The sequence below is a fragment of the Tsuneonella deserti genome, from assembly GCF_014644315.1.
Lineage (GTDB): Bacteria > Pseudomonadota > Alphaproteobacteria > Sphingomonadales > Sphingomonadaceae > Tsuneonella > Tsuneonella deserti.
The window spans coordinates 138,911-159,262 of sequence record NZ_BMKL01000001.1 but is presented as its reverse complement, the minus strand read 5'-3'; the positions used below and the strand labels follow the sequence as shown (position 1 = coordinate 159,262).

Genomic DNA, 20,352 nt, shown 5'->3' with positions numbered 1-20,352 from the left:
GCAGATCCTACCGCCCTTTGCGAAGTCGACACGCGACCATCGCAACAACAAGCCCTTCGAGTGGATATACACTTTCTCGGCGTGGTGCGGGCGACTGATGGCAACGCTCGACGACGAAGCAAGCGCGGTCGCGCTTCTGGATCAGATTGTGGCGTTGCCAGAGGAAGCGCCATCCCATGTGCTTCAGCATGCCATGCGTACCTTCATGCTAGATGCGCTGTTGAAGCCAGCAACTGTCGAGCCGCACCATCGCGCAATCTGGGGACGGATGACCTCATGGGTTTTCGAGAACCCTCAAGCAGAACGGGCTGCGGTCAACAATCACATTGACCGTGAATTTCAGGCTTGTGCCTTTACAACGATGTTTTGCGCCGCGATCGAATTCAGGGGGGTCCTGTGCGGCGCAGAACGCGGATGGGCGAACATCACGCAATTCGAAGACATCATCGCGACCGCCATTGCGCGCTTCGGCACGCATGAAACGTTGTTCCTCGGGGTGGTGAAGCTACTTCAAGCAGGCGGGATCGCCTTCTTCCCCGAACCGGCGCTCGGCTGGCTCCGAACGATCGCGCTGACGCGTCGCTCCGATCAAGCTTTCTGGGGTTCGAACGGCGACGGAATGGTCGAGATATTGCGCGCGGCCATCTCGAATGACCCGAGCCTCGCTCGGTCGCACGGCTCAGCCATCATGTTTATTGCCGACGTGCTCGTCGACAACGCTGTGCGGGGGGCGGGATTTCTGCAGCAAGAGCTGTCGAAGCGGCAGTCCTAGAGCGAGCGTCAAAGCATATCGTCACTACGGTCACTTCGCGAGGGTGCGATCGTGTTCGCTGAACAGCACCTCGCCGCGTAGATGATGAGAGGGCGTCTTTGCTTCCGATTTCCATCTAAAGTTGCCGCGCTGGGCCAGGGCACATCGGTCGAGCGACAGCCTGAACGATCGGCGGCTTAGAAGATCTCCTCAGGCAGTTCTGAGCGGCCGCAATGGGGCGCATTGCGGACATCGAGAATGAACTCGACTTCGTCCGATAACCGAGCATTGCTGCTCCGACGAATTGTGGCCGACGGGACCGGCCGCTGCCCTGACCGGCGCGACCGGCAGGGCCTTGGGTGGTGGGGCGGCGATGGTGCTGCTCCGACTAGGAGAACCACCCGTGAAGAGCACAGCCACCACGAAGCGCCAGCGCCGCATGGCGCGACAACCGAGCAGCAATGCCAATGGAACGCTTGACGCGGGAGGCTCGGATAGCGCTTCGCCCGCCATTCGAGAGCCCTCGGAAACGAAGAAGCCCAACAAGACTGACTTCGCCCTCGCGCTACTGAAGCGCGAGGGAGGCGCGACACTCGACGAACTGGTCGAGGCAACCGGGTGGCTGCCCCACTCCGCCCGCGCGGCACTGACGGCCCTCAGGAAGAAAGGCCACGCGATAGAGCGGACAAAGCTCGACGGCCTCAGCCGCTACGCGATAGTCGGATCGGTGTCGCAGTGAGCCGACTCGAAGCCGAACTCGCGGCTCTGGCGGACCTCTCGCCAGCGCAGCTAAAAGAGAAGTGGATCGGTATGGAGGGGGCATCCCCTCCCTCGGTTCCCACGGCCCTGTTGCGCCGCCTGCTCGCACAGCGCCTGCAGGAGCGCCGCCACGCTGCGCTGCCAGCGCTTGTCGCGCGCGAGCTTGTGCGGGTTACCTCGCAAGGCGGAGCAGCCCCGCCTCCTCCCCCGAAGGTCCAGCTCACACCGGGCACCCGGCTCGTGCGCGAGTGGAACGGGCAGACCGTAACTGTAGAAGTGCTGGAGCAGGGCTTTGCCTTCGCCGACCGCACGTGGCGCTCCTTGAGCGAGATCGCTCGCCACGTCACCGGTGCCCACTGGTCGGGCCCGCGCTTCTTCGGACTGACCGGCAATGGCTGAGAAGGTCCTGCGCTGCGCGGTCTACACCCGCAAATCGACCGAGGACGGACTCGAGCAGGAATTCAACAGCCTTGATGCGCAGTACGAGGCGTGCGCTGCCTACGCTCTGAGTCAGCGCCACGAGGGCTGGGTGCTGGTGGACGATCGCTACGACGACGGCGGGTTTTCGGGCGGCCACATGGAGCGGCCTGGCCTCAAGCGCTTGCTTGCAGACATCGATGCGGGAAAGGTCGATATCATTCTTCTCTACAAGATCGACCGGCTGACCCGCAGCCTCACCGACTTCTCGAAGATCGTCGAGGTGCTCGACCGGGCTGAAGCGAGCTTCGTCAGCATCACCCAGAGCTTCAACACCACGACCAGCATGGGACGCCTCACGCTCAACATGCTGCTCTCGTTCGCCCAGTTCGAGCGCGAGGTCACCGGCGAGCGCATCCGCGACAAGATCGCGGCCTCGAAGAAGAAGGGCCTGTGGATGGGTGGACCGGTCCCGCTCGGATACGAGGTCAGGGATCGCAAGCTGGTCGTGAAGGAAGTTGAGGCCGGGCAGGTCCGGCATATCATGCGCCGGTACCTCGCGTTGAACTCGGTCCCAGCCTTGGCCGAGGAGCTGAACCGCGAGGGCTATCGGACCAAGGTCCAGCACCGGAGCAGCGGGCCGCACCGCGGGGACTGCATCTATCGCCGAGGGACGCTTTATCACCTGCTCACGAACCGTATCTACCGCGGGTTCATCGTGCATAAGGGCACAGCCCATCCCGGCGAACACGAGCAGATCGTCGACGAGCAGCTCTGGGATGAGGTCCAGGCACTGCTCGCTGTCAATGCGTCCGGCTCCGCGCGCCGGCTGCGGCACCGGCATCCCAGCCTTCTCGCTGGTAAGCTGATCGATGGCGAGGGGCGGGCCATGACACCCAGCCATGCCACTAAATCCCGACGGCGTTACCGATACTACGTTACCCGCCCCGACCAGCTCGACGGCACTCGCGCTTGGCGTGTGTCGGCCCATGACCTCGAGCAGCTTGTGGGCTCGGGCATCGCATCGAAGCTGACCGACGGCCAGTTCATCATCGAACTCGCCGGGGCGTCCAGTCCAGTCGCCGAACAGCTCCAGGCAGCATCCAACGAAGCAGATCTCCTCGCAGCAACCTTGCGGAGCGGTCACGGTCACGCGAAAGCCGAATTACTGGCTGTGCTCGTCCGGGAGGTTAGGCTGCGCGAGGACAAGGTCGAGATCGAGCTCAATTCGGACACGATCTGCGAGCGCCTTGGGTTGCAGACCAGACCGAACGATCCCCAGCCCGCTCTCATTACAATACAGGCTGTCCGGGTGCGCAGGGGTCATCAGCTACGCCTCATAGTCCCCGGCCCCGCTGATACAGCCACGAAGCCGCGACGTCGTGATGATAAGCTCGTTGCGCTCATTGCCGAAGCGCATCAGGCAAGGGAACTAGTGCTAGCCAACAGTGAGAAGCCGATCGCGGCGATAGCGCGCGAACAGGGCCGCTGCCGGACACGGCTCGGCAAGCTGATCGCGCTCTCCTGCCTCGCACCCGAAATCGTCATCGCGATCGTCGAGGGTAGTCAGCCCGGCCATCTTACTTCCGCGCGACTGATGAACACGCCTTTGCCGCTGGCTTGGGCTGATCAGCGCCACGAGCTTGGGTTCTCCTGACCTTTTCCATCTGCAGTCAGAATTTTCCGGCCTGAGACGGCAGGCCAGATGCGGCCTGACATTGCCGCTCTTGATTCAGTCTCTGACTGCGCTTGCGCTGACGGATGAGCAGAAAGGCCGCGGAACTGCGCCATTCCTGGCGACAGTACCGCGGCCTTCCAAATCCTTGCGGATCACTCAGGACTGCTTGGTGCGGTCGAGAAGACTCGAACTTCCACGGGCTTTCGCCCACAACGACCTCAACGTTGCGCGTCTACCAATTCCGCCACGACCGCACATCGGATGAAAACGGGCCGCCCAAAGGCGGCCCCGGTAGGCGGCGGCCTCTAGCAACGCCTTGGGCGCGCCGCAAGCGCGATTCAGGCGTCAGTTTGCGGCAGGAACGGAGCGGCCACATCGGCACCGACCCGCACAAGGCGCCCGCTTGTCCGGTCGAGCATCGCCCAGGTGCTGCGGACCGAGACCAGCCGCTTGCCGGCGGCGTTGCGGAATTCGACGCAGCGATCGAACTGCGCCCCGCGCGGCGGATTCGGGATCCAGGTCTCGCCGGTGACGGTTTCGCCCGGGCCGATGTTGCCGCGATAGTCGATCTCGTGCCGGGTCACGACCCACACATAGCGCGTCACATGCTCAGGCGCGGCGACCGCCGACCAGTGCGCGGTGGCGATGTCCTGCACCCATTGCAGCCACACCGTGTTGTTGACGTGGCCGAGCTCGTCGATGTGTTCGGGGAGCGCGGTGAAAGTCCTGGAGTAGCGGTTCACACTTTCGGCCTTTCGGCGATTCCCATCTGCCACAGGATGAAGGCGAACTCCTCGGCTGTCTCGTGCAGGCTCTCGAACCTGCCCGACTTGCCGCCATGCCCCGCGCCCATGTTGGTCTTGAGCAGCAGCACGTTGTCGTCGGTCTTCATCTCGCGCAGGCGGGCGACCCACTTGGCGGGCTCCCAATAGGTAACGCGCGGATCGTTTAGCCCCGCCGTGACCAGCATCGGCGGATAGGCCTGGCGCTTGACGTTGTCGTAGGGGGAATAGCTCGCGATCAGCTCGAAAGCGGCGCGGTCCTCGATCGGGTTGCCCCATTCGGGCCACTCGCCGGGCGTCAACGGCAGCGAGGCATCGAGCATCGTCGCCAGCACATCGACGAACGGGACGTGCGCCACCACCGCGCCCCACAGCTCGGGATCGGAGTTCACCACCGCTCCCATGAGCTCGCCACCCGCCGAGCCGCCCGAGATCGAGATGCGGCCTTCCTCGGTATAACCGCGCTCGACGAGCCCCCGTGCCACGTCCACGAAATCGTTGAAGGCGTTGGTCCGCGCCTCCAGCTTGCCCGCCTTGTACCACGCGCGCCCCAGGTCGTCCCCGCCACGAATATGCGCGATGGCGTAGGCGAAGCCGCGATCGACGAGGCTGAGCCGCGTGGTCGAGAACCCCGGCGGGATCGCGATGCCGTAGGCTCCGTAGCCATAGAGGTGCAGCGGGCCGGCTTTCGCACGGTCCTTGCGGTACATGATCGAAACCGGGATGTCGGTCCCGTCGCGCGCGGCGATGTGCAGCCGTTCGGTCGCGTAAAGCGATGCGTCGTAGCCCGAGGGGATCTCCTGCACCTTGAGCAGCTCGAGCCGCCGCTCGCCCACGTGATAGTCGAAGGTCGAGGCCGGGCTGACCATCGATTCGTAGCCGACCCGAAGCTTGTCCATCGCCCACTCGGGATTGTCGCCGAGGCCTGCGCTGTAGCTCGCCTCGGGGAACGCGATCGGCTCGACCCGTGCCGGATCGTCGTAATACCGCACCTCGATCGTATCGAGCCCGGCCTGCCGCCCCTCGACCACGTAGAAGTCGCGAAACAAGTCGAACCCCGTGAGGTAGAACGCGTCCGAGCCTTCGATCAGCGTCGTCCAATCGCCGGGAGCGGCCAGCGGCGCGGTGGCGAGGCGAAAGTTCTCGTGCGTGTCGTTCGCGAGTACGAAGAGCGTCGGCTCCCGCGCACCGTCGTCATAGACGTCGACTTCGTACTCGATGCCCTTCTGTCGCGCCTTGACCAGCACCGGTTCCTCGAGCGGATCGGCAACGGGCACCAGCCGCACTTCGCTCGTTTCGTGGTCACTTGTGGAGATCACCAGCCAGTTGTCGTTCGCCGACAGACCCGCGCCGACGCGGAAGCCCTCGTCGTCTTCATGGTAAAGCTCGACGTCCTCGGACAGCGGCCGGCCCAGCCAGTGGAGCCGAGCGTTGTCGGTCCGCCACTGCTCGTTCGCGAGAGAATAGACGAGGCCCTTGTCGCCCGCGACCCACACCAGCGACGACAGCGTGCCGGGGATTTCGTCGCCAAGCAGCTCGCCGGTGGCGAGGTCCTTGATCCGGGCGGTGAAGCGTTCCGAACCGTTGTCGTCCACCGAGTAGGCGAGCTTCGACCCGTCTTGGGAAACCGAGATCGCGCCGAGCCGGAAGTACTCGTGCCCCTCGGCCAGCGCGACCTCGTCGAGGATCAGCTCGTCCGGTCCGCCAGCGACGGGTCGGCGCCACCACTTCTTGTACTCGGCGCCTTCCTCGTACTCGATCCAGTAGAGCCAGTTGCCGTCCTTCTGCGGGACCGACTTGTCGGCTTCCTTGATCCGCGCGCGCATCTCCTTGAACAGCGCTTCGATGCGGTCCTTCTGCCCCGCCATGGCGGCTTCGAACCAGGCGTTTTCGGCTTCGAGGTGGGCGATGATCTCCGGATCGTCGACGGTGGGATAGCCCTGGTCGCGCAGCCACGCGTAATCGTCGCTGACGGTGATTCCGTGATGCGTCGCGCTCGACGGCTTCTTGAGGGCAACTGGAGGGTTCAGGGGCGGCTTGACGGTGGCATCGTTCATGGTGCGGCCCTATGTGGGACGCGAAAGGACCGCAACAATGCTCATGCAGACTCACGAAGCTCGACTCTCCGCATTGCGCGAGGAGCTCAAGAAGCGCGGGCTCGACGGGTTCGTCGTGCCGATCTCGGACGAGCACATGAGCGAATACATCGGTGGCTACGCGCAGCGGCTCGCGTGGCTGACCGGCTTTGGCGGCTCGGCGGGCACGGCGGTCGTCCTCGCAGACAAGGCGGCGATCTTTACCGACGGGCGCTACACCGTGCAGGTGCGCGACCAGGTCGACGGCAAGCTGTTCGATTACCAGAGCGTGCCCGCGACCAGCCCCGCGAAGTGGCTGGGCGAGAACGCGCCCGAAGGCGCGAAGATCGGCTACGACGCGTGGCTTCACTCCAAGGGCTGGGCCGAACAGGTCGCCAAGGCGCTCGAGAAGAAGCACGCCGCCCTCGTGCCGGTGGAGGGCAACCCGATCGACGCGGTGTGGGCCGACCGGCCCGAGCCTTCCAACGCGCCCGCGCTGGTGCACGACGACAGCCGCTCGGGCCGCTCGAGCGCCGACAAGCGCGCCGAAGTGGCCGACTGGCTCAAGGCCGAAGGCTACGACGCGGCGGTGGTCAGCGCGCTCGATTCGGTCGCCTGGCTGCTCAACATCCGCGGGCAGGATGTGGAGCGCACCCCGGTCGCGCTGTCCTATGTCATTGCCCACGCCGACGGCACGGCGGAGCTTTTCATCGGCGAGGACAAGGTCACGCCCGAGCTGACCCAGCACCTCGGCAACGCGGTACGCATCCGCCCGCGCGCCGCGTTCGAAGCCGCACTGGGCGAGCTGAAGGACAAGGCGGTCGCGGTCGATCCCAATTACGGCGTGGCGGCGATCTTCCACGCGCTCGAAGGCGCGGGCGCGAAGCCCGTCGCGGTGCGCGACCCGACCATACTGCCGCGTGCGGTCAAGAACCCGGTCGAGCAGCAGGGCCAGCGCGACGCCCAGGCGCGCGACGGCGCGGCCATCGCGCGCTATCTCCACTGGCTGAGCGTCGAAGGGCCGAAGGGGGGACTCGACGAGCTCAGCGCCGCTGCCAAGCTGCGCGAATTCCGCGACGCGAGCGACATCCTCAAGGACCTGTCGTTCGACACCATCAGCGCCGCCGGCCCGCATGCCGCGCTGCCGCACTATCGGGTGGACGAGGATTCCAACATCGCGATCGCGCCCTCGAGCATCTACCTGTGCGATTCGGGCGGCCAGTACCTCGACGGCACGACCGATATCACCCGCACGGTCTGGATCGGACCCGGGGAGCCCTCAGCCGAGCAGAAGGACCGCAACACCCGCGTGCTCAAAGGGCACATCGCGCTCGCGCGCGCGGTCTTCCCACAAGGCACCGTCGGCGGCCAGCTCGATGCCCTCGCCCGCCAGTTCCTGTGGCAAGCGGGCGTCGATTACGCGCACGGCACCGGGCACGGCGTCGGCAGCTTCCTGTCAGTCCACGAAGGGCCGCAGCGGATCGCCAAGATCACCGGCGCCCAAGCCGGCAGCGACCAGGAGCTGCTCCCCGGCATGATCCTGTCGAACGAGCCCGGCTACTACAAGGAAGGTGCCTACGGCATCCGCATCGAGAACCTCGTGCTGGTCGAAAAGCGCGAGATCGATGGGGCGGAGGGCGACTATCTCGGCTTCGAGACGCTGACCTTCGCGCCGCTCGACAAGGCGCTCGTCGAGGTATCGTTGCTGACGCCGGAGGAGCGCGCGTGGTGGAACGACTACCACGCCAAGGTGCGCGAAGTTCTCGCCCCGCAGCTCGAGGGCGAGGTGCTGGCGTGGCTCGAGGAAGCTTGCCGGCCGCTCTGATGTTCGCGTAATGTTCTTGCCACTCGGCGCGTTCGTCGAGTCGGCAGCAGGAGCATTTCGCCATGATCGGATACGTCACCCTCGGCACCAACGACCGCGACAAGGGCGCGAAGTTCTACGATGCGATTTGCGGGGAGCTCGGCGCGGGCCGGATGATGGAGAACGAGCAGTTCATCGCCTGGGGCATCCCCGGCGGCGGCGCGGGGATCGGCCTCACCGCTCCGTTCGATGGCAATCCGGCGACGGTCGGCAACGGCGTGATGGTCGCGCTCGAGGCGAAAGACCAGGCGCAGGTCCGCCGTCTCTACGACATCGCGCTGGCCAACGGCGGGACCGACGAAGGCGCGCCGGGGGATCGCGGCGGCGGTTTCTACGCTGGATACTTCCGCGATCCGGATGGCAACAAGCTCAACGCCTTCGTCATCGATCTTCCCGGGCAATAGGGCCGGACAATGAGGCTTGCGGCCGGGTGAATGCGCGGCCGCAAGCGATACAAGCCGCGACATTTTCCCGCTTATCGGGCATAAACTTGCGACATGGCAGGCCTATATGGATGACATGAGCTGCGGAGCCCGGCTGGTCCCCCCCCTTCTCCCTGCCGGCGTCTCCGCGGCTCGACCCTGTTCCCGACCGAGGATCTTCAAGTCATGCGTAAACTGACCCTTTCGATTGCTGCCGCCACGCTGGCCACCGCCGGGGTGGCGCTCGCCGCGCCCGGCATGACCGGTGCCATGCCCCAGGGCGACATGACCCGCGCGCAGGCGCAGGCGATGGCGACCGAGCATTTTGCCAAGATGGACCTCAACTCGGACGGCAAGATCGACGCCGGCGACCGCGAGGCACGCCGGGCAAAGATGTTCGACCGGCTCGATACCGACAAGAACGGCAGCCTCAGCCGCGACGAGTTCAATGCAGCCCATCGCGGGCGGCGCGGCGGGATGAACCATCAAGGCATGAACCATGAAGGCATGAACCATGGCCAGCCCGCCGGCGATGGCGCGCATCGCATGGGCGGCAAGCGCGGCATGCGCGGCCACATGGGCATGATGACCAGGATGGCGGACGCCAATAACGATGGGGCGATCACCCAGGCCGAATTCACCGCCGCGGTGCTGAAGCATTTCGACAGCGTGGACACGGACCACAGCGGCACCGTCACCGCTGCCGAGCGCCAGGCCGCCCACGCGGCGATGAAGGCCCAGTGGCAGAGCAAGCGCCCGGCGCCGACCTCCAACTGAGGTTGCGAAACTGTCCGGCGGAGCGCGCTTGACCGGCACGCTTCGCACCGGGCACGCGCTTGACCGGACATGGCCGACACTTCCGAGACTCCCCCGGTCAACCTGCTCGTCGTCGATGACGAGGCGACCTTGCGCGAACCCCTGGCCGCCTATCTCACGCGCCAGGGGTTCGTCGTGCGCGAGGCCGCCAGCGCCGCCGCGGCGCGTAGTGCGATGCTGGAACAGGTGCCCGATCTCGTCCTGCTCGACGTGATGATGCCGGGCGAAGACGGCCTTTCGCTGTGCCGTCACCTCGTCGAGAGCAAGAGCGTCCCCACCATCCTCCTCACGGCGAAAGGGGAGCCGACCGACCGCATCGTCGGGTTGGAGATCGGCGCTGACGACTATGTCGTGAAGCCTTTCGAGCCGCGCGAACTGGTCGCCCGCATCCGCTCGGTCCTCCGCCGCTCGCAGCGGCCTCCCGCGCCGGTCGAGGATGACGCGCTCTACCTGTTCGAAGGCTGGTCGCTCGATCCGCTCAAGCGCCGCCTGACCGCGCCCGATGGCGCGACCGTGCCGATCTCGACAGCCGAGTACCGCCTGCTGACCGCCTTCCTCGACCGCCCGCGCCAGGTGATCGACCGCGACCGCCTGCTCGACCTCGTGCAAGGCCGCGAGGCGCACCTGTTCGACCGCGCGGTGGACAACCAGATCAGCCGCCTGCGCCGCAAGATCGAGGAAGACAGCCGCAACCCCCATTTCATCCAGACAGTGCGCGGCGGCGGCTACCGCTTCGCGGCCGACGTGCGGCGGAGTGCGCAACCGTGAGCCGCCTGTGGCCCCGCAGCCTGCTGGGCCAGGTCATGCTCGCGGTGGCGGTCGCGCTCCTGGTGGCGCAGGCGATCTCCGCCGCGCTCCTCTTCCGCGCCAGCGAGGAACGCCGCGAGCAGCACCTCGTCGGAACGCTGGCCGTGCAGGTGACCGCCGCCGCCAACCTCGCCCGGAGCGAACTGCGGGCGCGCGGCACGCCCTCCCCCGCATCACGCTCGATGCGGCGATTCCGGGTCGAAGCGGGCGATGCCCCGCCCTCCTCGCCAGCCGACCGGGCCGAACCGCGGGTTGCCGCCGCGCTGGGCGCCGTCCTTGCCGAGCAGGGCGTCTGGGGCGCCGGGCGGGTCCGCGTCGTCAGTCACCCGGCCCTGCGCGACCCGCATGTGCAGCGGCGCCTCTCGCGCGGCTTGCCGATGAGCCACGATTTCACCGGACCGGACACCCGGATGATGCTGGCAAGCGTGCCGCGCCAGGACGGAACCTGGCTCACCGCCCGCACCCTCGCCCCACCGCGCGATCCGCACGCCTTCCAGGGCCTCGTCATCCAGACCGCGGTCATGTTCGGCGTGCTGCTGCTGGCGATCTGGCTCCTGCTGCGGCGGATCACCCGTCCGCTGGCCGCGATGACCCGGCGGGTCGAGCAGTTCGCCCGCACCTACAACGCCGACGGACAGCTCGAGCCGCAGGGCCCCGACGACATCCGCCGCCTGATCGCCGCGCACAACGCGATGGAGGCGCGGATCGCCGCGATGCTCGACGAGAAGGACGTCATGCTCGGCGCGATCGGGCACGACCTGAAGACCCCGCTCGCCGCGCTTCGGGTGCGCATCGAATCGGTCGAGGACGACGACGAGCGCCGCCGGATGGCCGCCGGGATCGAGGACATCACGGCGACGCTTGACGATATCCTCACCCTCGCCCGCATCGGCCGCGCCAGTGCGCCGCCCGAGCGGACCGATCTTTCCGCGCTCGCCGCCTCGGTGGTCGAGGAGTTCGAGGACATGGGCGAGGACGTAGCGCTGGAGGATGGCCCTCGCCTGGTCGCGCCGGTTCACGTCACCTGGGCCAAGCGGGCCTTGCGCAACCTCATCGCCAATGCGGTGCGCTATGGCGGCGGCGCGGTGAGTGTCGCGGCTCTCCAGGAAGGGAACGAAGCGGTGCTGCGCGTCACCGACAACGGCCCGGGCATCCCCGCTGGCAGCCTTTCAGCGATGACCGAACCGTTCACCCGCGGCGAGGCGAGCCGCAACCGCGGCACCGGCGGTGCGGGCCTCGGCCTCACCCTTGCCCGCGCCATCGCCGAGCAGCACGGGGGCAGCCTGGTACTGGCGAACCGGCCCGAAGGCGGCCTCAGCGCCGAGCTGCGCCTGCCGCTGGCCTAGCGCTCCTTGGTCGCCGAGAAGGCGAGGTCCGGGTTCTTCTCCACCTGGTAGTTCACGTCCCACGGGCTCTTGGCCATGAACACCGGATCTCCGTCGCGGTCCTTGGCGAGATTGGCGCGGTTGAAATCGGCGAAAGTCTTCATCGCCGCGTCGCTGCCCTTGACCCAACGCGCGGTGGCGAACGGCGCCATCTCGAGCGCCGCCTCGACCTTGTATTCGGCCTCCAGGCGGCTGACGAGCACGTCGAGCTGCAATTGCCCGACCACGCCGACGATCCACTGTCCGCCGATCTCCGGATAGAACACCTGGATCACGCCCTCCTCGGACAAGTCGTCGAGCGCCTTCCTGAGCTGCTTCGTCTTGGTCGGGTCCTTCAGCACCACGCGGCGCAGGATCTCGGGCGCGAAGTTGGGCAGGCCGGTGAAGCGGACGTCGTTGCGTTCCGACAGGGTATCGCCCACGCGCAGCGTGCCGTGGTTGGGGATGCCGATGATGTCGCCGGCTTCGGCGGTGTCGGCGATCTCGCGGTCCTGCGCGAAGAACAGGATCGGGGAATGCACCGCGATCGGCTTGCCGAGCCCGCTGGGCGTGAGCTTCATGCCGCGCTTGAAGGTGCCCGACACCATCCGCATGAACGCGATCCGGTCGCGGTGCTGCGGGTCCATGTTGGCCTGGACCTTGAAGACGAAGCCGGTGACTTCATCGAACGAAGGCTCGATCTGCCGTTCGCCGGCGGGCTGCGGACGCGGCGGAGGCGCCCAGCGCGTCAATGCGGCGATCAGTTCCTCGACCCCGAAGTTCTTGAGCGCGCTGCCGAAGAACACCGGGGTCAGGTCGCCGTGGCGATAGGCCTCGAGATCGAACTCGGGATAGCCTTCGCGCACCAGCTCGATTTCCTCGGCAAGGTCGTCCGGCAGTTCGCCCAGCGGCTCGCGGCGCCCAAGGTATTCGCGGCTGTCGCCTTCGGGCTTGGCCACCGTGTCGTTCGAGAAATCGAGCACCCCGGTGAACAGCCCGCCCATCCCGAGCGGCGCGCTCTGCGGGCTGACGTCGAGCGCCAGCGCGTCGGCCACCTCGTCGAGGATCTCGGTCAGCGGCCGCCCCTCACGGTCGACCTTGTTGACGAAGGTGATGATCGGCACGCTGCGCAGGCGGCACACCTCGAACAGCTTGCGCGTCTGCGGCTCGATGCCCTTGGCCGCGTCGATCACCATGATCGCGCTGTCGACCGCGGTGAGCGTGCGGTAGGTGTCTTCGGAGAAGTCCTCGTGCCCCGGCGTGTCGAGCAGGTTGAAGACCGTGCCGTCCTTCTGGAAGGTCATCACGCTGCTGGTCACGGAAATGCCGCGCTGCTGCTCGATCTTCATCCAGTCCGATCGCGCGCGCCGCGCCTGGCCCCGCGCCTTGACCTCGCCGGCAAGGTGGATCGCGCCGCCCTGCAGCAGCAGCTTTTCGGTGAGCGTGGTCTTGCCCGCGTCAGGGTGCGAAATGATCGCGAAGGTGCGGCGGTTGGAGGTCATGGGTCTCTCTTGTCGTCATCCCCGCGAAGGCGGGGATCCAGCGAGGCAGGCGTCAGGCCGCCTGGATTCCCGCCTGCGCGGGAATGACAATGTGCTAATTTTCTCTCGCCACGCGGAAGCCGGCGAAGTCCTGGTTGACCGGCATCAGCTCGATCCGGTTGATGTTGAGGTGCGGCGGCAGCTCCGCGATCCAGCGGATGGTCATCGCGATGTCCTCCGCCGTCATCGGGTTCACGCCTGCATAGAGCTTGTCGGACGCTTCCTGGCTGCCCGTGCGGACCACGGTGAACTCGGTTTCGACCATGCCCGGCTCGATGCTCGTCACGCGCACTCCGGTGCCGTGCAGGTCCGCCCGCAGCGCGAGCGTGAAGTGATTGGCGAACGCCTTGGACCCGGCATAGACGTTGCCGCCGGGGTAGATGTAGCTCCCCGCGACCGATCCGATGGCGATGATCGCGCCCTTGCGCTCGATCAGCCTGGGCAGCAGCAGCCGCGTCACCGTGACCATTGCGGTCACGTTGGTATCGATCATCGTCTGCCAGTTCTTGAGGTCTGCATCCTGCGCGTTGGACAGCCCCTGCGCCAGGCCGGCATTGTTCACCAGGAGGTCGATATCGCGGAAACCTTCCGGCAGCGCGGCGAGCGCTGCTTCGAGCGCTGCGGTGTCGCGCACGTCGAACACCGCGGGGTGGACCTTGTCCGCGCCCAGCTCGTTCACCAGCGCGTCGAGCCGCTCGGCGCGCCGCCCGGTAGCCACGCAGCGCCACCCGCTGGCGACGAGCGCGCGCACGGTGGCCGCGCCGATCCCGGCGGTCGCGCCGGTGACGAATGCAGTCTTCATCCTCTGAGCTCCGCTCCAACCTTGCCCGCGGCGGCGACGATCCGGTCTGCGATCGCCTTGAGGTCCGCTTCGGCGAAGGTCTTTTCCCCCGGCTGCAGCACCACCTCGACCGCAAGCGACTTCCTGCCATCGGGAATGCCGCTCCCGCGGAAATCGTCGAACACCCGCGCGGCGACGATGCTCGTCTTGTCGGCGCTGCGCACCGCGCGCACGAGGTCGCTCGCCGGCAGCGCGGCATCGACCAGGAACGCGAAGTCGCGCGTCACCGCCTGCAGCACCGGGGGAGCGTACGCGGCCCGCGCGAATCCGGCGTTCTTCTTCGGCGGGATCGCGTCGAGATAGATCTCGGCGGCCATCACCGGTCCGTCGATGTCGAACGCCTTGAGCGTGGTGGGATGCAGCGCCCCGAAGCGCGCGAGCACGGTCTTCGGGCCGAGCCGCAGGGTGCCTGACTGACCTGGGTGGAATTGCGGACCCGCCTCTCCCATCACCTGCAGGTTTTGCACCGGCGCCCCGGCGGCTTCGAGCAGGGCAAACGCTTCGGCCTTGGCGTCGTAGGCATCGAACGACTCCGCCTTGCCGTTCGCCCACCCGCGCGGCATCTTCTCGCCGGCCAGCAGCAAGCCGAGCGTCGCGCGCTCGTCGCTCGCACCGGATTCTCCGCGCAAGTAGCGGCGGCCGATTTCGAACAGCCGAGCCGACGCGGAGCCACGATCGGCATTCCGGCGCGCGGCGGCGAGCAGGCCGGGGATGAGCGAGGGGCGCATCGCCTTCAGGTCTTCGCTGATCGGGTTCTCCAGCACCCACAGCCCGCCGTTCCCGTCCGCGAAGTGATCGGCATCGGCGGGCGGGAGGAACGACCAGGTGATCGCCTCGCTCAGCCCGCGAGCGGCGGCCGCACGGCGCACCTTGCGCTCGCGCGCCTGTTCCGGCGTCGCGGTCGGGCGGGCGACACCGTCCGCGCGCGGCAGCGGGGTGCTCGCGACCTTGTCGAGCCCGTGGATGCGGACGACTTCCTCGACCAGGTCGGCCTGGCCTTCGACGTCGTGCCGGCGCAGCGGCACGGTCACCTGCCAGTCGTCGCTGGCGGAAAACTCAAGGCTTTCGAGGATGCGGCGCTGCTCGGCCTCGGCCACCTCGACGCCGCCCAGCCGGCGGGTCAGGCCAGGATCGAAGGCGATCACCTTTGGCTCGCTCGGGGGAGTGCCGGCGCGGACCACCTGGCTTGGCTCCCCGCCGCAGGTGCGCAGCACCACGTTGGTCAAGATATCGAGCCCGGCATCGAGGAACGCCGGATCGACCCCGCGCTCGAAGCGCGTGCGGGCGTCGCTGGCGATGCCGAGCTTGCGCCCCGTCTCGCCGATCAGCGCGGGATCGAAATAGGCGATCTCGAGCAGGACGTCGGTCGTTTCGGGAGTAACGCTCGAATGCTCACCGCCCATGATGCCGCCGATGTCATGGACCTCGCGGTCGTCGGCGATCACCGTCATGCTCTCGTCGAGCGTGTAGGTCTTTTCGTTGAGCGCGAGGATCTGCTCGCCGGCCTTCGCCCGCCGGGCGACCAGCGCGCCGCTGAGCTTGGCCAAATCATAGACGTGGGCCGGCCGCCCGAAAGCGAGGCTGAGATAGTTGGTCACGTCCACCAGCGCGCTGATCGGCCGCTGGCCGGCGGAAATCAGGCGCGCCTGCATCCAGTCGGGCGAGGCGCCGTTCTTCACGCCGCGAATGACGCGCCCATAGAATGCCGGGCAGCCTTCCGGATCGTCGGTGCGGATTTCGACCGGACACGGGAAAGCGCCCTCGACGGGATCCGCCCGCCACGGCTTGAACCGCCCCATTCCCGCCGCGGCGAGATCGCGGGCGATTCCTTCGACGCCCATGCAGTCGGGCCGGTTGGGAGTGATCGCCACGTCGAACACCGGGCTGGTGCCGCGATAGTCGGAGAACGCCGCGCCGACCGGAGCATCGGCGGGCAATTCGATGATGCCCTCGTGCTCGTCGCCCAGCTGCAGCTCGCGCACCGAGCACATCATGCCGTTCGATTCGACGCCGCGAATGGCGCTCTTCTTCAGCTCCATCCCGTTGACGGGCACCACCGCGCCGGGAAGGCCGAGCACGCCCTTCATGCCGGCGCGCGCGTTGGGCGCGCCGCAGACGACCTGCAGCGGCTCGCCGCCATTCACGTCTGGGCCGGTGGAGACGGTCAGCACCTGCAGCTTGTCTGCCTGCGGGTGGCGCGCCGCGGTGAGCACTTCGGCGACGCGGAAACCCGCGAGGCGCTGAGCCGGATCCTCCAGCCCTTCGACCTCGAGGCCGATGGCGTTCATCTTCGCCGCGAGCTCGGCGGCGGTGGCATCGGTATCGAGGAAGGCCTTGAGCCAGTCGAGCGAGAACTTCATGCCCGCGCTCCCACGCCGCCCGAGAGGGTCGGCACATCAAAGGCGTTGAAGCCGTAGTGGGCGAGCCAGCGCGCATCGCCGTCGAAGAAGGCGCGCAGATCGTCCATCCCGTATTTGAGCATCGCCAACCGGTCGACGCCGACTCCGAAGGCGAAGCCCTGCCATTGATCGGGATCGAGCCCGGCGAATTCGATCACCCGCCGGTTGACCATTCCCGAGCCGAGCAGCTCCATCCAGCCGTGTCCCGGCGCGTCCCCGTCCCCGCCGAGAACGCGGCGGCCGTTCTCCAGCGCAAAGCCGACATCGACCTCGACGCTCGGTTCGGTGAACGGGAAGTAGCTCGGGCGCAGGCGCAGGACGATGTCGTCGCGCTCGAAGAACGCCTTGAGGAAGGTCTCCAGGGTCCACTTGAGGTGGCCGAGGTGAATGTCGCGGTCGATCACCAGCCCTTCGACCTGGTGGAACATCGGCGTGTGAGTGGCATCGGAGTCCGAGCGATAGACCCGTCCCGGCGCGATGATCCGCAGCGGCGCGCCGTGCTTGACCATCGAGCGGATCTGGACGGGCGAAGTGTGCGTGCGCAGCAGCATGCGCTTCTGCCGACCTGCCGCTGCGCTGCCTGGGGCCGTTTCGCTGCCGTTCGGCGCCGAATCGAGCGCTTCATTCGCATCCTGCGGGAAGTAGAAAGTGTCGTGCATCGCCCGCGCGGGGTGGCTTTCGGGCATGTTGAGCGCGGTGAAGTTGTGCCAATCGTCCTCGATTTCCGGGCCCGTGGCGACCGAGAAACCCATGTCCGCGAAAATCTCGGCCAGTTCGTCCATCACCTGGCTGACCGGGTGGACCGAACCCTTCGGCATCTCCGGCGCCGGCAGCGTGAGGTCGATCACCTCGGCGGCAAGCCGCTGTTCCAGATCGGCTTTTTCGAGCGCAGCCTTGCGGTTATCGATCGCCTCCCCGACCGCCGCTCGCATGCCCTGGATGCGCGGTCCTTCGGCCTGGCGCTGCTCGGGCGTCATCGCGCCAAGGGTCTTGAGGGCGGCGCTGATCCACCCCTGCTTGCCGAGCGCGGCGATCCGCTGCGCTTCCAGCGCATCCGCATCGCCCGCCTCGCCGATCGCAGCCAGCGCTGCCGCCAGCCGCTCGTCCTGTTGAGTGCTATACATCGCGTGCCGCCACTAGGGGCGCAGGCTGCCCATCGCAATGCCCCGCTGCATCCCGGCGCCGCTAGGCCGGCTCCTTCGGCACGCTACCCATGTGGTGTCCGGGCCGGTCGAGCGTCTGGGCAGGCGAACCCCAAGTCCGCGCGCGCTGCTCCATGAAGGCCGACAGAATCGGGTGCGGCAGGGATGCGTAGTCGCGCGGCCCCATCCCCATGAAGGCGTGAAAGTCGCGGTTGAAGTGCGCCTGATCGGTATAGAGCTCGTCGATCGCGGCGGACCAGCGCCCCATTCCTCCCAACATCCACGCGGCCAGGCTGCGCATGAACCGCTGCCTGCGCAGCAGGAGCTTAGGCGGAAAACCGAAGTGCCGCCGGCAAACCCGCTCGAGCGCACGAACCGAAAGCCCCGCCCGTTCGGCGAATTCGCCCACGCTGGCGAGATCGAGCTCGACCATGGCCGCATGGACGGTGCGGATTCGCTCCGCATCCGCGATCGGCGCATCGAAACGGTGGAGGACCTCCATGATCCGGTTGTATTCGGCCTCGTCGTCGCGCTCGCCGTCGAAGATCTCCGTCAGCGCGGCGAAACGCGAGAATTCGGGGTGACGTTCGGCGTCGGCCAGCAGGTTGGCGTAACGGCTCGCAGGCCGCTGGACGAGGCGCGCCCAGCCGAGCGGCAGCAGCCCCATGCCCCACATCCGCGTTGTGCCCAGCTCAAAGCGGGTCGCCAGCGCGCTCGGCCCGGTGACGGTGAAACGGGCATCCTTTACCTCGCTCCCGCCAGAGACCTGCGCCTTCGGGAGATCGCCCGAAAACACCCGCAGGTTTCCCCATTCGGGCTGCAGCCAGTCGACCACCCGGCCACCGTCCTCGACCGTCAACTCGAGCCGGTAGATGCTTGTGAAGCAGTCGCTGCATTCCGGAGGCGGCGCAAAGAAGCGCACGTCGATGTGGCAACCCTGCGTCATCGAAAGCCCCCGCCACCCCTGTTCGTCCGGCCGCCCAAAGGCCGGGGAAGCTGTTGCAGGTCATGTGCGACGCGAAGGGGTCGAAGCGTCCCGCTTGGCCTTATTCGTGCAAACAGCACTTGTATGAACGCGACACTACCCGGCACCGCGCGGCATGGCAATAGCGTTGGCTGAAAGTGCCCGGAACAACCGGGCCGACAAAAAGGCGCCGCAGGTCGAAACCCGCGGCGCCCATTGAATAGCCGTCCCCGAAAGGGCGCAAGCTCTTTAGTTGATGGCGGCTTTCGCCTGCGCGATGATTGCAGTGAAGGCGGCGCCTTCGTTCATCGCCAGGTCGGCCATGACCTTCCGGTCAAGTTCGATGCCCGAAAGCTTTACGCCGTGCATGAACTGCGAATAGGTAAGACCCTCGGCGCGAACGGCGGCATTGATCCGCTGGATCCACAGCGCGCGGAAGGACCGCTTCTTAACCTTGCGGTCGCGATAGGCGTACTGGCCGGCCTTCTCGACCGCCTGGCGGGCGACGCGGATGGTGTTCTTGCGGCGACCGCGATAGCCCTTGGCCTGATCGAGGATCCGCTTGTGCTTGGCGCGGGTGGTGGTGCCGCGTTTGATACGTGCCATGTCGAAATACTCCTGTCGTCAGCCGGTGCTCAGCCGAGCCCGTAGGGGGCCCACTTCTTGATCGTCTTCGCATCGGCGTCGGCGATCACGGAAGTTCCCCGGTTCTGGCGGATGTACTTCGCATTGTGGCTGATCAGGCGGTGGCGCTTGCCAACGACGCCGTGCTTGATCTTGCCGGTAGCGGTGAGCTTGAAGCGCTTCTTCACGCCGCTCTTGGTCTTCAGCTTGGGCATTTTCGTCTCCTTTCGGGGACACGCTCGAACCAGCCCTGGCAGCCCTTGATAGCCAGGCCAGCTGTGAATCACGTGTCGGTGAAGCCGGCGCCACTAAGCGAGACCGGCGCAAAAGGCAAGCGGGCCTGCCCGTCACTCGACGTAGATCATCCTCACCGTCATCCCCCCATCGACCACGATGCGCTGGCCGGTCACGAACCCGGCTCCGACGAGCCATTCGATCGCCCCCGCCACATCCTCGGGTCGCCCGACCCGGCCGGCCGGATGCTGCTGGCGGTCGGCGGCCGATTGACGAGGCTCCCGGCGCTCCGCCGCCTTCTGCCACGATCCGGTCTCGATCCAGCCGGGCAGGATCGAATTCACGCGCACCGCGGGCCCAAGGCTAACCGCCAGTGCGTGGGTCAACGCGTCGAGCCCGCCCTTGGCCGCGGCGTAGGCGAATGTCTCCGGCTCGCTCATCAGGCTGCGCGTGCTGGAGATGTTGACCACGCAAGCGCCTTCGGCCCGCCGAAGAAGAGGCAGAGCTTCGCGAGTACACAGGAAGGCGGCGGTCATGCTGGCGTCGATCCAGCGCTGCCAGTCGTCTAGCTCGAGTTTTTCGAGTGGGCCGCAGTAGGGATCGGCGATGCCGGCATTGTTGACGAGACAGGTGAGCGGCATATCCCCGAGCCACCCGGAAATCCGGGCGAAGGCGCGCTTCACCTGGCTTTCACGCCCGACATCGCAAGCCACGGTGAGACAGCGTTCGGCGGGCAATATATCCGACATTTCTTCCAGGGCATCGCGGTCGACATCCAGCACGGCGACGCGCCAGCCCAGGCCGTGAAAGTGCAGCGCGGTCGCGCGGCCGATGCCCGCTCCGCCCCCGGTGATGACGATAGTCCTGTCCAT

The 20,352-nt window shown here is 66.9% G+C and carries 19 protein-coding genes and 1 tRNA gene; 9 read left to right on the top strand and 11 right to left on the bottom strand.

Features of this window, described 5'->3' with window-relative positions; translation table 11 throughout:
* Nucleotides 1–97 precede the first annotated feature (97 nt).
* The 4 genes from IEW58_RS00715 to IEW58_RS00700 all read left to right on the top strand — a co-directional run bounded on the left by IEW58_RS00715 (nucleotide 98) and on the right by IEW58_RS00700 (nucleotide 3,584).
* A complete protein-coding gene (locus IEW58_RS00715; RefSeq protein ID WP_229658357.1) occupies nucleotides 98–772 on the top strand; it encodes a hypothetical protein in 675 nt (224 codons plus the stop codon).
* 382 nt (nucleotides 773–1,154) lie between these two features.
* A complete protein-coding gene (locus IEW58_RS00710) occupies nucleotides 1,155–1,490 on the top strand; it encodes a DUF3489 domain-containing protein (RefSeq protein ID WP_229658356.1) in 336 nt (111 codons plus the stop codon).
* Nucleotides 1,487–1,909 carry a DUF2924 domain-containing protein gene (locus tag IEW58_RS00705; RefSeq protein ID WP_188643376.1) on the top strand — a complete coding sequence of 141 codons (423 nt, stop codon included), beginning with the start codon at nucleotides 1,487–1,489 and terminating at the stop codon, nucleotides 1,907–1,909. Before IEW58_RS00710 ends, IEW58_RS00705 begins: the two co-directional genes overlap by 4 nt.
* Nucleotides 1,902–3,584, top strand: coding sequence for a recombinase family protein (locus IEW58_RS00700; protein WP_188643375.1), 1,683 nt, complete (start codon nucleotides 1,902–1,904; stop codon nucleotides 3,582–3,584). The genes IEW58_RS00705 and IEW58_RS00700 overlap by 8 nt, the downstream gene beginning before the upstream one ends.
* Before the next feature lie 188 nt (nucleotides 3,585–3,772).
* Here the strand turns inward: IEW58_RS00700 and IEW58_RS00695 are convergent.
* From IEW58_RS00695 to IEW58_RS00685, 3 genes are all read right to left on the bottom strand, one after another.
* Nucleotides 3,773–3,859, bottom strand: a tRNA-Leu gene (locus tag IEW58_RS00695).
* An 84-nt stretch (nucleotides 3,860–3,943) separates the two neighbouring features.
* Nucleotides 3,944–4,348: an acyl-CoA thioesterase gene (locus IEW58_RS00690; protein ID WP_188643374.1), complete on the bottom strand. Its 405-nt coding sequence runs from the start codon at nucleotides 4,346–4,348 to the stop codon at nucleotides 3,944–3,946.
* Nucleotides 4,345–6,444: a S9 family peptidase gene (locus IEW58_RS00685; RefSeq protein WP_188643373.1), complete on the bottom strand. Its 2,100-nt coding sequence runs from the start codon at nucleotides 6,442–6,444 to the stop codon at nucleotides 4,345–4,347. The genes IEW58_RS00690 and IEW58_RS00685 overlap by 4 nt, the downstream gene beginning before the upstream one ends.
* A 37-nt stretch (nucleotides 6,445–6,481) precedes the next feature.
* Between IEW58_RS00685 and IEW58_RS00680 the strand changes: the two genes are divergently transcribed.
* The 5 genes from IEW58_RS00680 to IEW58_RS00660 all read left to right on the top strand — a co-directional run bounded on the left by IEW58_RS00680 (nucleotide 6,482) and on the right by IEW58_RS00660 (nucleotide 11,717).
* A complete protein-coding gene (locus IEW58_RS00680) occupies nucleotides 6,482–8,287 on the top strand; it encodes an aminopeptidase P family protein (protein ID WP_188643372.1) in 1,806 nt (601 codons plus the stop codon).
* Nucleotides 8,288–8,349: 62 nt separating this feature from the next.
* Nucleotides 8,350–8,730 carry a VOC family protein gene (locus IEW58_RS00675; RefSeq protein WP_188643371.1) on the top strand — a complete coding sequence of 127 codons (381 nt, stop codon included), beginning with the start codon at nucleotides 8,350–8,352 and terminating at the stop codon, nucleotides 8,728–8,730.
* Nucleotides 8,731–8,934: 204 nt separating this feature from the next.
* Complete coding sequence (locus tag IEW58_RS00670) at nucleotides 8,935–9,525, top strand: EF-hand domain-containing protein (protein WP_188643370.1); 591 nt, start codon at nucleotides 8,935–8,937, stop codon at nucleotides 9,523–9,525.
* 69 nt (nucleotides 9,526–9,594) lie between these two features.
* Nucleotides 9,595–10,332: a response regulator gene (locus IEW58_RS00665; RefSeq protein WP_188643369.1), complete on the top strand. Its 738-nt coding sequence runs from the start codon at nucleotides 9,595–9,597 to the stop codon at nucleotides 10,330–10,332.
* Complete coding sequence (locus IEW58_RS00660; RefSeq protein ID WP_229658355.1) at nucleotides 10,329–11,717, top strand: sensor histidine kinase; 1,389 nt, start codon at nucleotides 10,329–10,331, stop codon at nucleotides 11,715–11,717. The genes IEW58_RS00665 and IEW58_RS00660 overlap by 4 nt, the downstream gene beginning before the upstream one ends.
* Here the strand turns inward: IEW58_RS00660 and IEW58_RS00655 are convergent.
* The 8 genes from IEW58_RS00655 to IEW58_RS00620 all read right to left on the bottom strand — a co-directional run bounded on the left by IEW58_RS00655 (nucleotide 11,714) and on the right by IEW58_RS00620 (nucleotide 20,352).
* Nucleotides 11,714–13,237 (bottom strand): peptide chain release factor 3, encoded by a 1,524-nt coding sequence (locus IEW58_RS00655; RefSeq protein ID WP_188643368.1) that lies wholly within the window; start codon nucleotides 13,235–13,237, stop codon nucleotides 11,714–11,716. The two genes, IEW58_RS00660 and IEW58_RS00655, sit on opposite strands and share 4 nt — an antisense overlap.
* Nucleotides 13,238–13,331: 94 nt before the next feature.
* Entirely contained in the window at nucleotides 13,332–14,078 is a 747-nt protein-coding gene (locus tag IEW58_RS00650; RefSeq protein WP_188643367.1) for an SDR family NAD(P)-dependent oxidoreductase, read from the bottom strand.
* The gene (gene pheT, locus IEW58_RS00645) at nucleotides 14,075–16,477 is read right to left on the bottom strand and encodes a phenylalanine--tRNA ligase subunit beta (protein WP_188643366.1); all 2,403 of its coding nucleotides are present in this window, start codon (nucleotides 16,475–16,477) and stop codon (nucleotides 14,075–14,077) included. Before pheT ends, IEW58_RS00650 begins: the two co-directional genes overlap by 4 nt.
* On the bottom strand, nucleotides 16,474–17,640 hold the full coding sequence (gene pheS, locus IEW58_RS00640; RefSeq protein ID WP_188643365.1) for a phenylalanine--tRNA ligase subunit alpha: 1,167 nt from the start codon (nucleotides 17,638–17,640) through the stop codon (nucleotides 16,474–16,476). Before pheS ends, pheT begins: the two co-directional genes overlap by 4 nt.
* Nucleotides 17,641–17,701: 61 nt before the next feature.
* On the bottom strand, nucleotides 17,702–18,604 hold the full coding sequence (locus IEW58_RS00635) for a helix-turn-helix domain-containing protein (protein WP_188643364.1): 903 nt from the start codon (nucleotides 18,602–18,604) through the stop codon (nucleotides 17,702–17,704).
* 267 nt (nucleotides 18,605–18,871) lie between these two features.
* Nucleotides 18,872–19,228: a 50S ribosomal protein L20 gene (gene rplT, locus IEW58_RS00630; protein WP_188643363.1), complete on the bottom strand. Its 357-nt coding sequence runs from the start codon at nucleotides 19,226–19,228 to the stop codon at nucleotides 18,872–18,874.
* Between the two features lie 29 nt (nucleotides 19,229–19,257).
* On the bottom strand, nucleotides 19,258–19,461 hold the full coding sequence (rpmI, locus tag IEW58_RS00625; protein ID WP_188643362.1) for a 50S ribosomal protein L35: 204 nt from the start codon (nucleotides 19,459–19,461) through the stop codon (nucleotides 19,258–19,260).
* A 132-nt stretch (nucleotides 19,462–19,593) separates the two neighbouring features.
* Nucleotides 19,594–20,352 (bottom strand): SDR family NAD(P)-dependent oxidoreductase, encoded by a 759-nt coding sequence (locus IEW58_RS00620; protein WP_188643361.1) that lies wholly within the window; start codon nucleotides 20,350–20,352, stop codon nucleotides 19,594–19,596.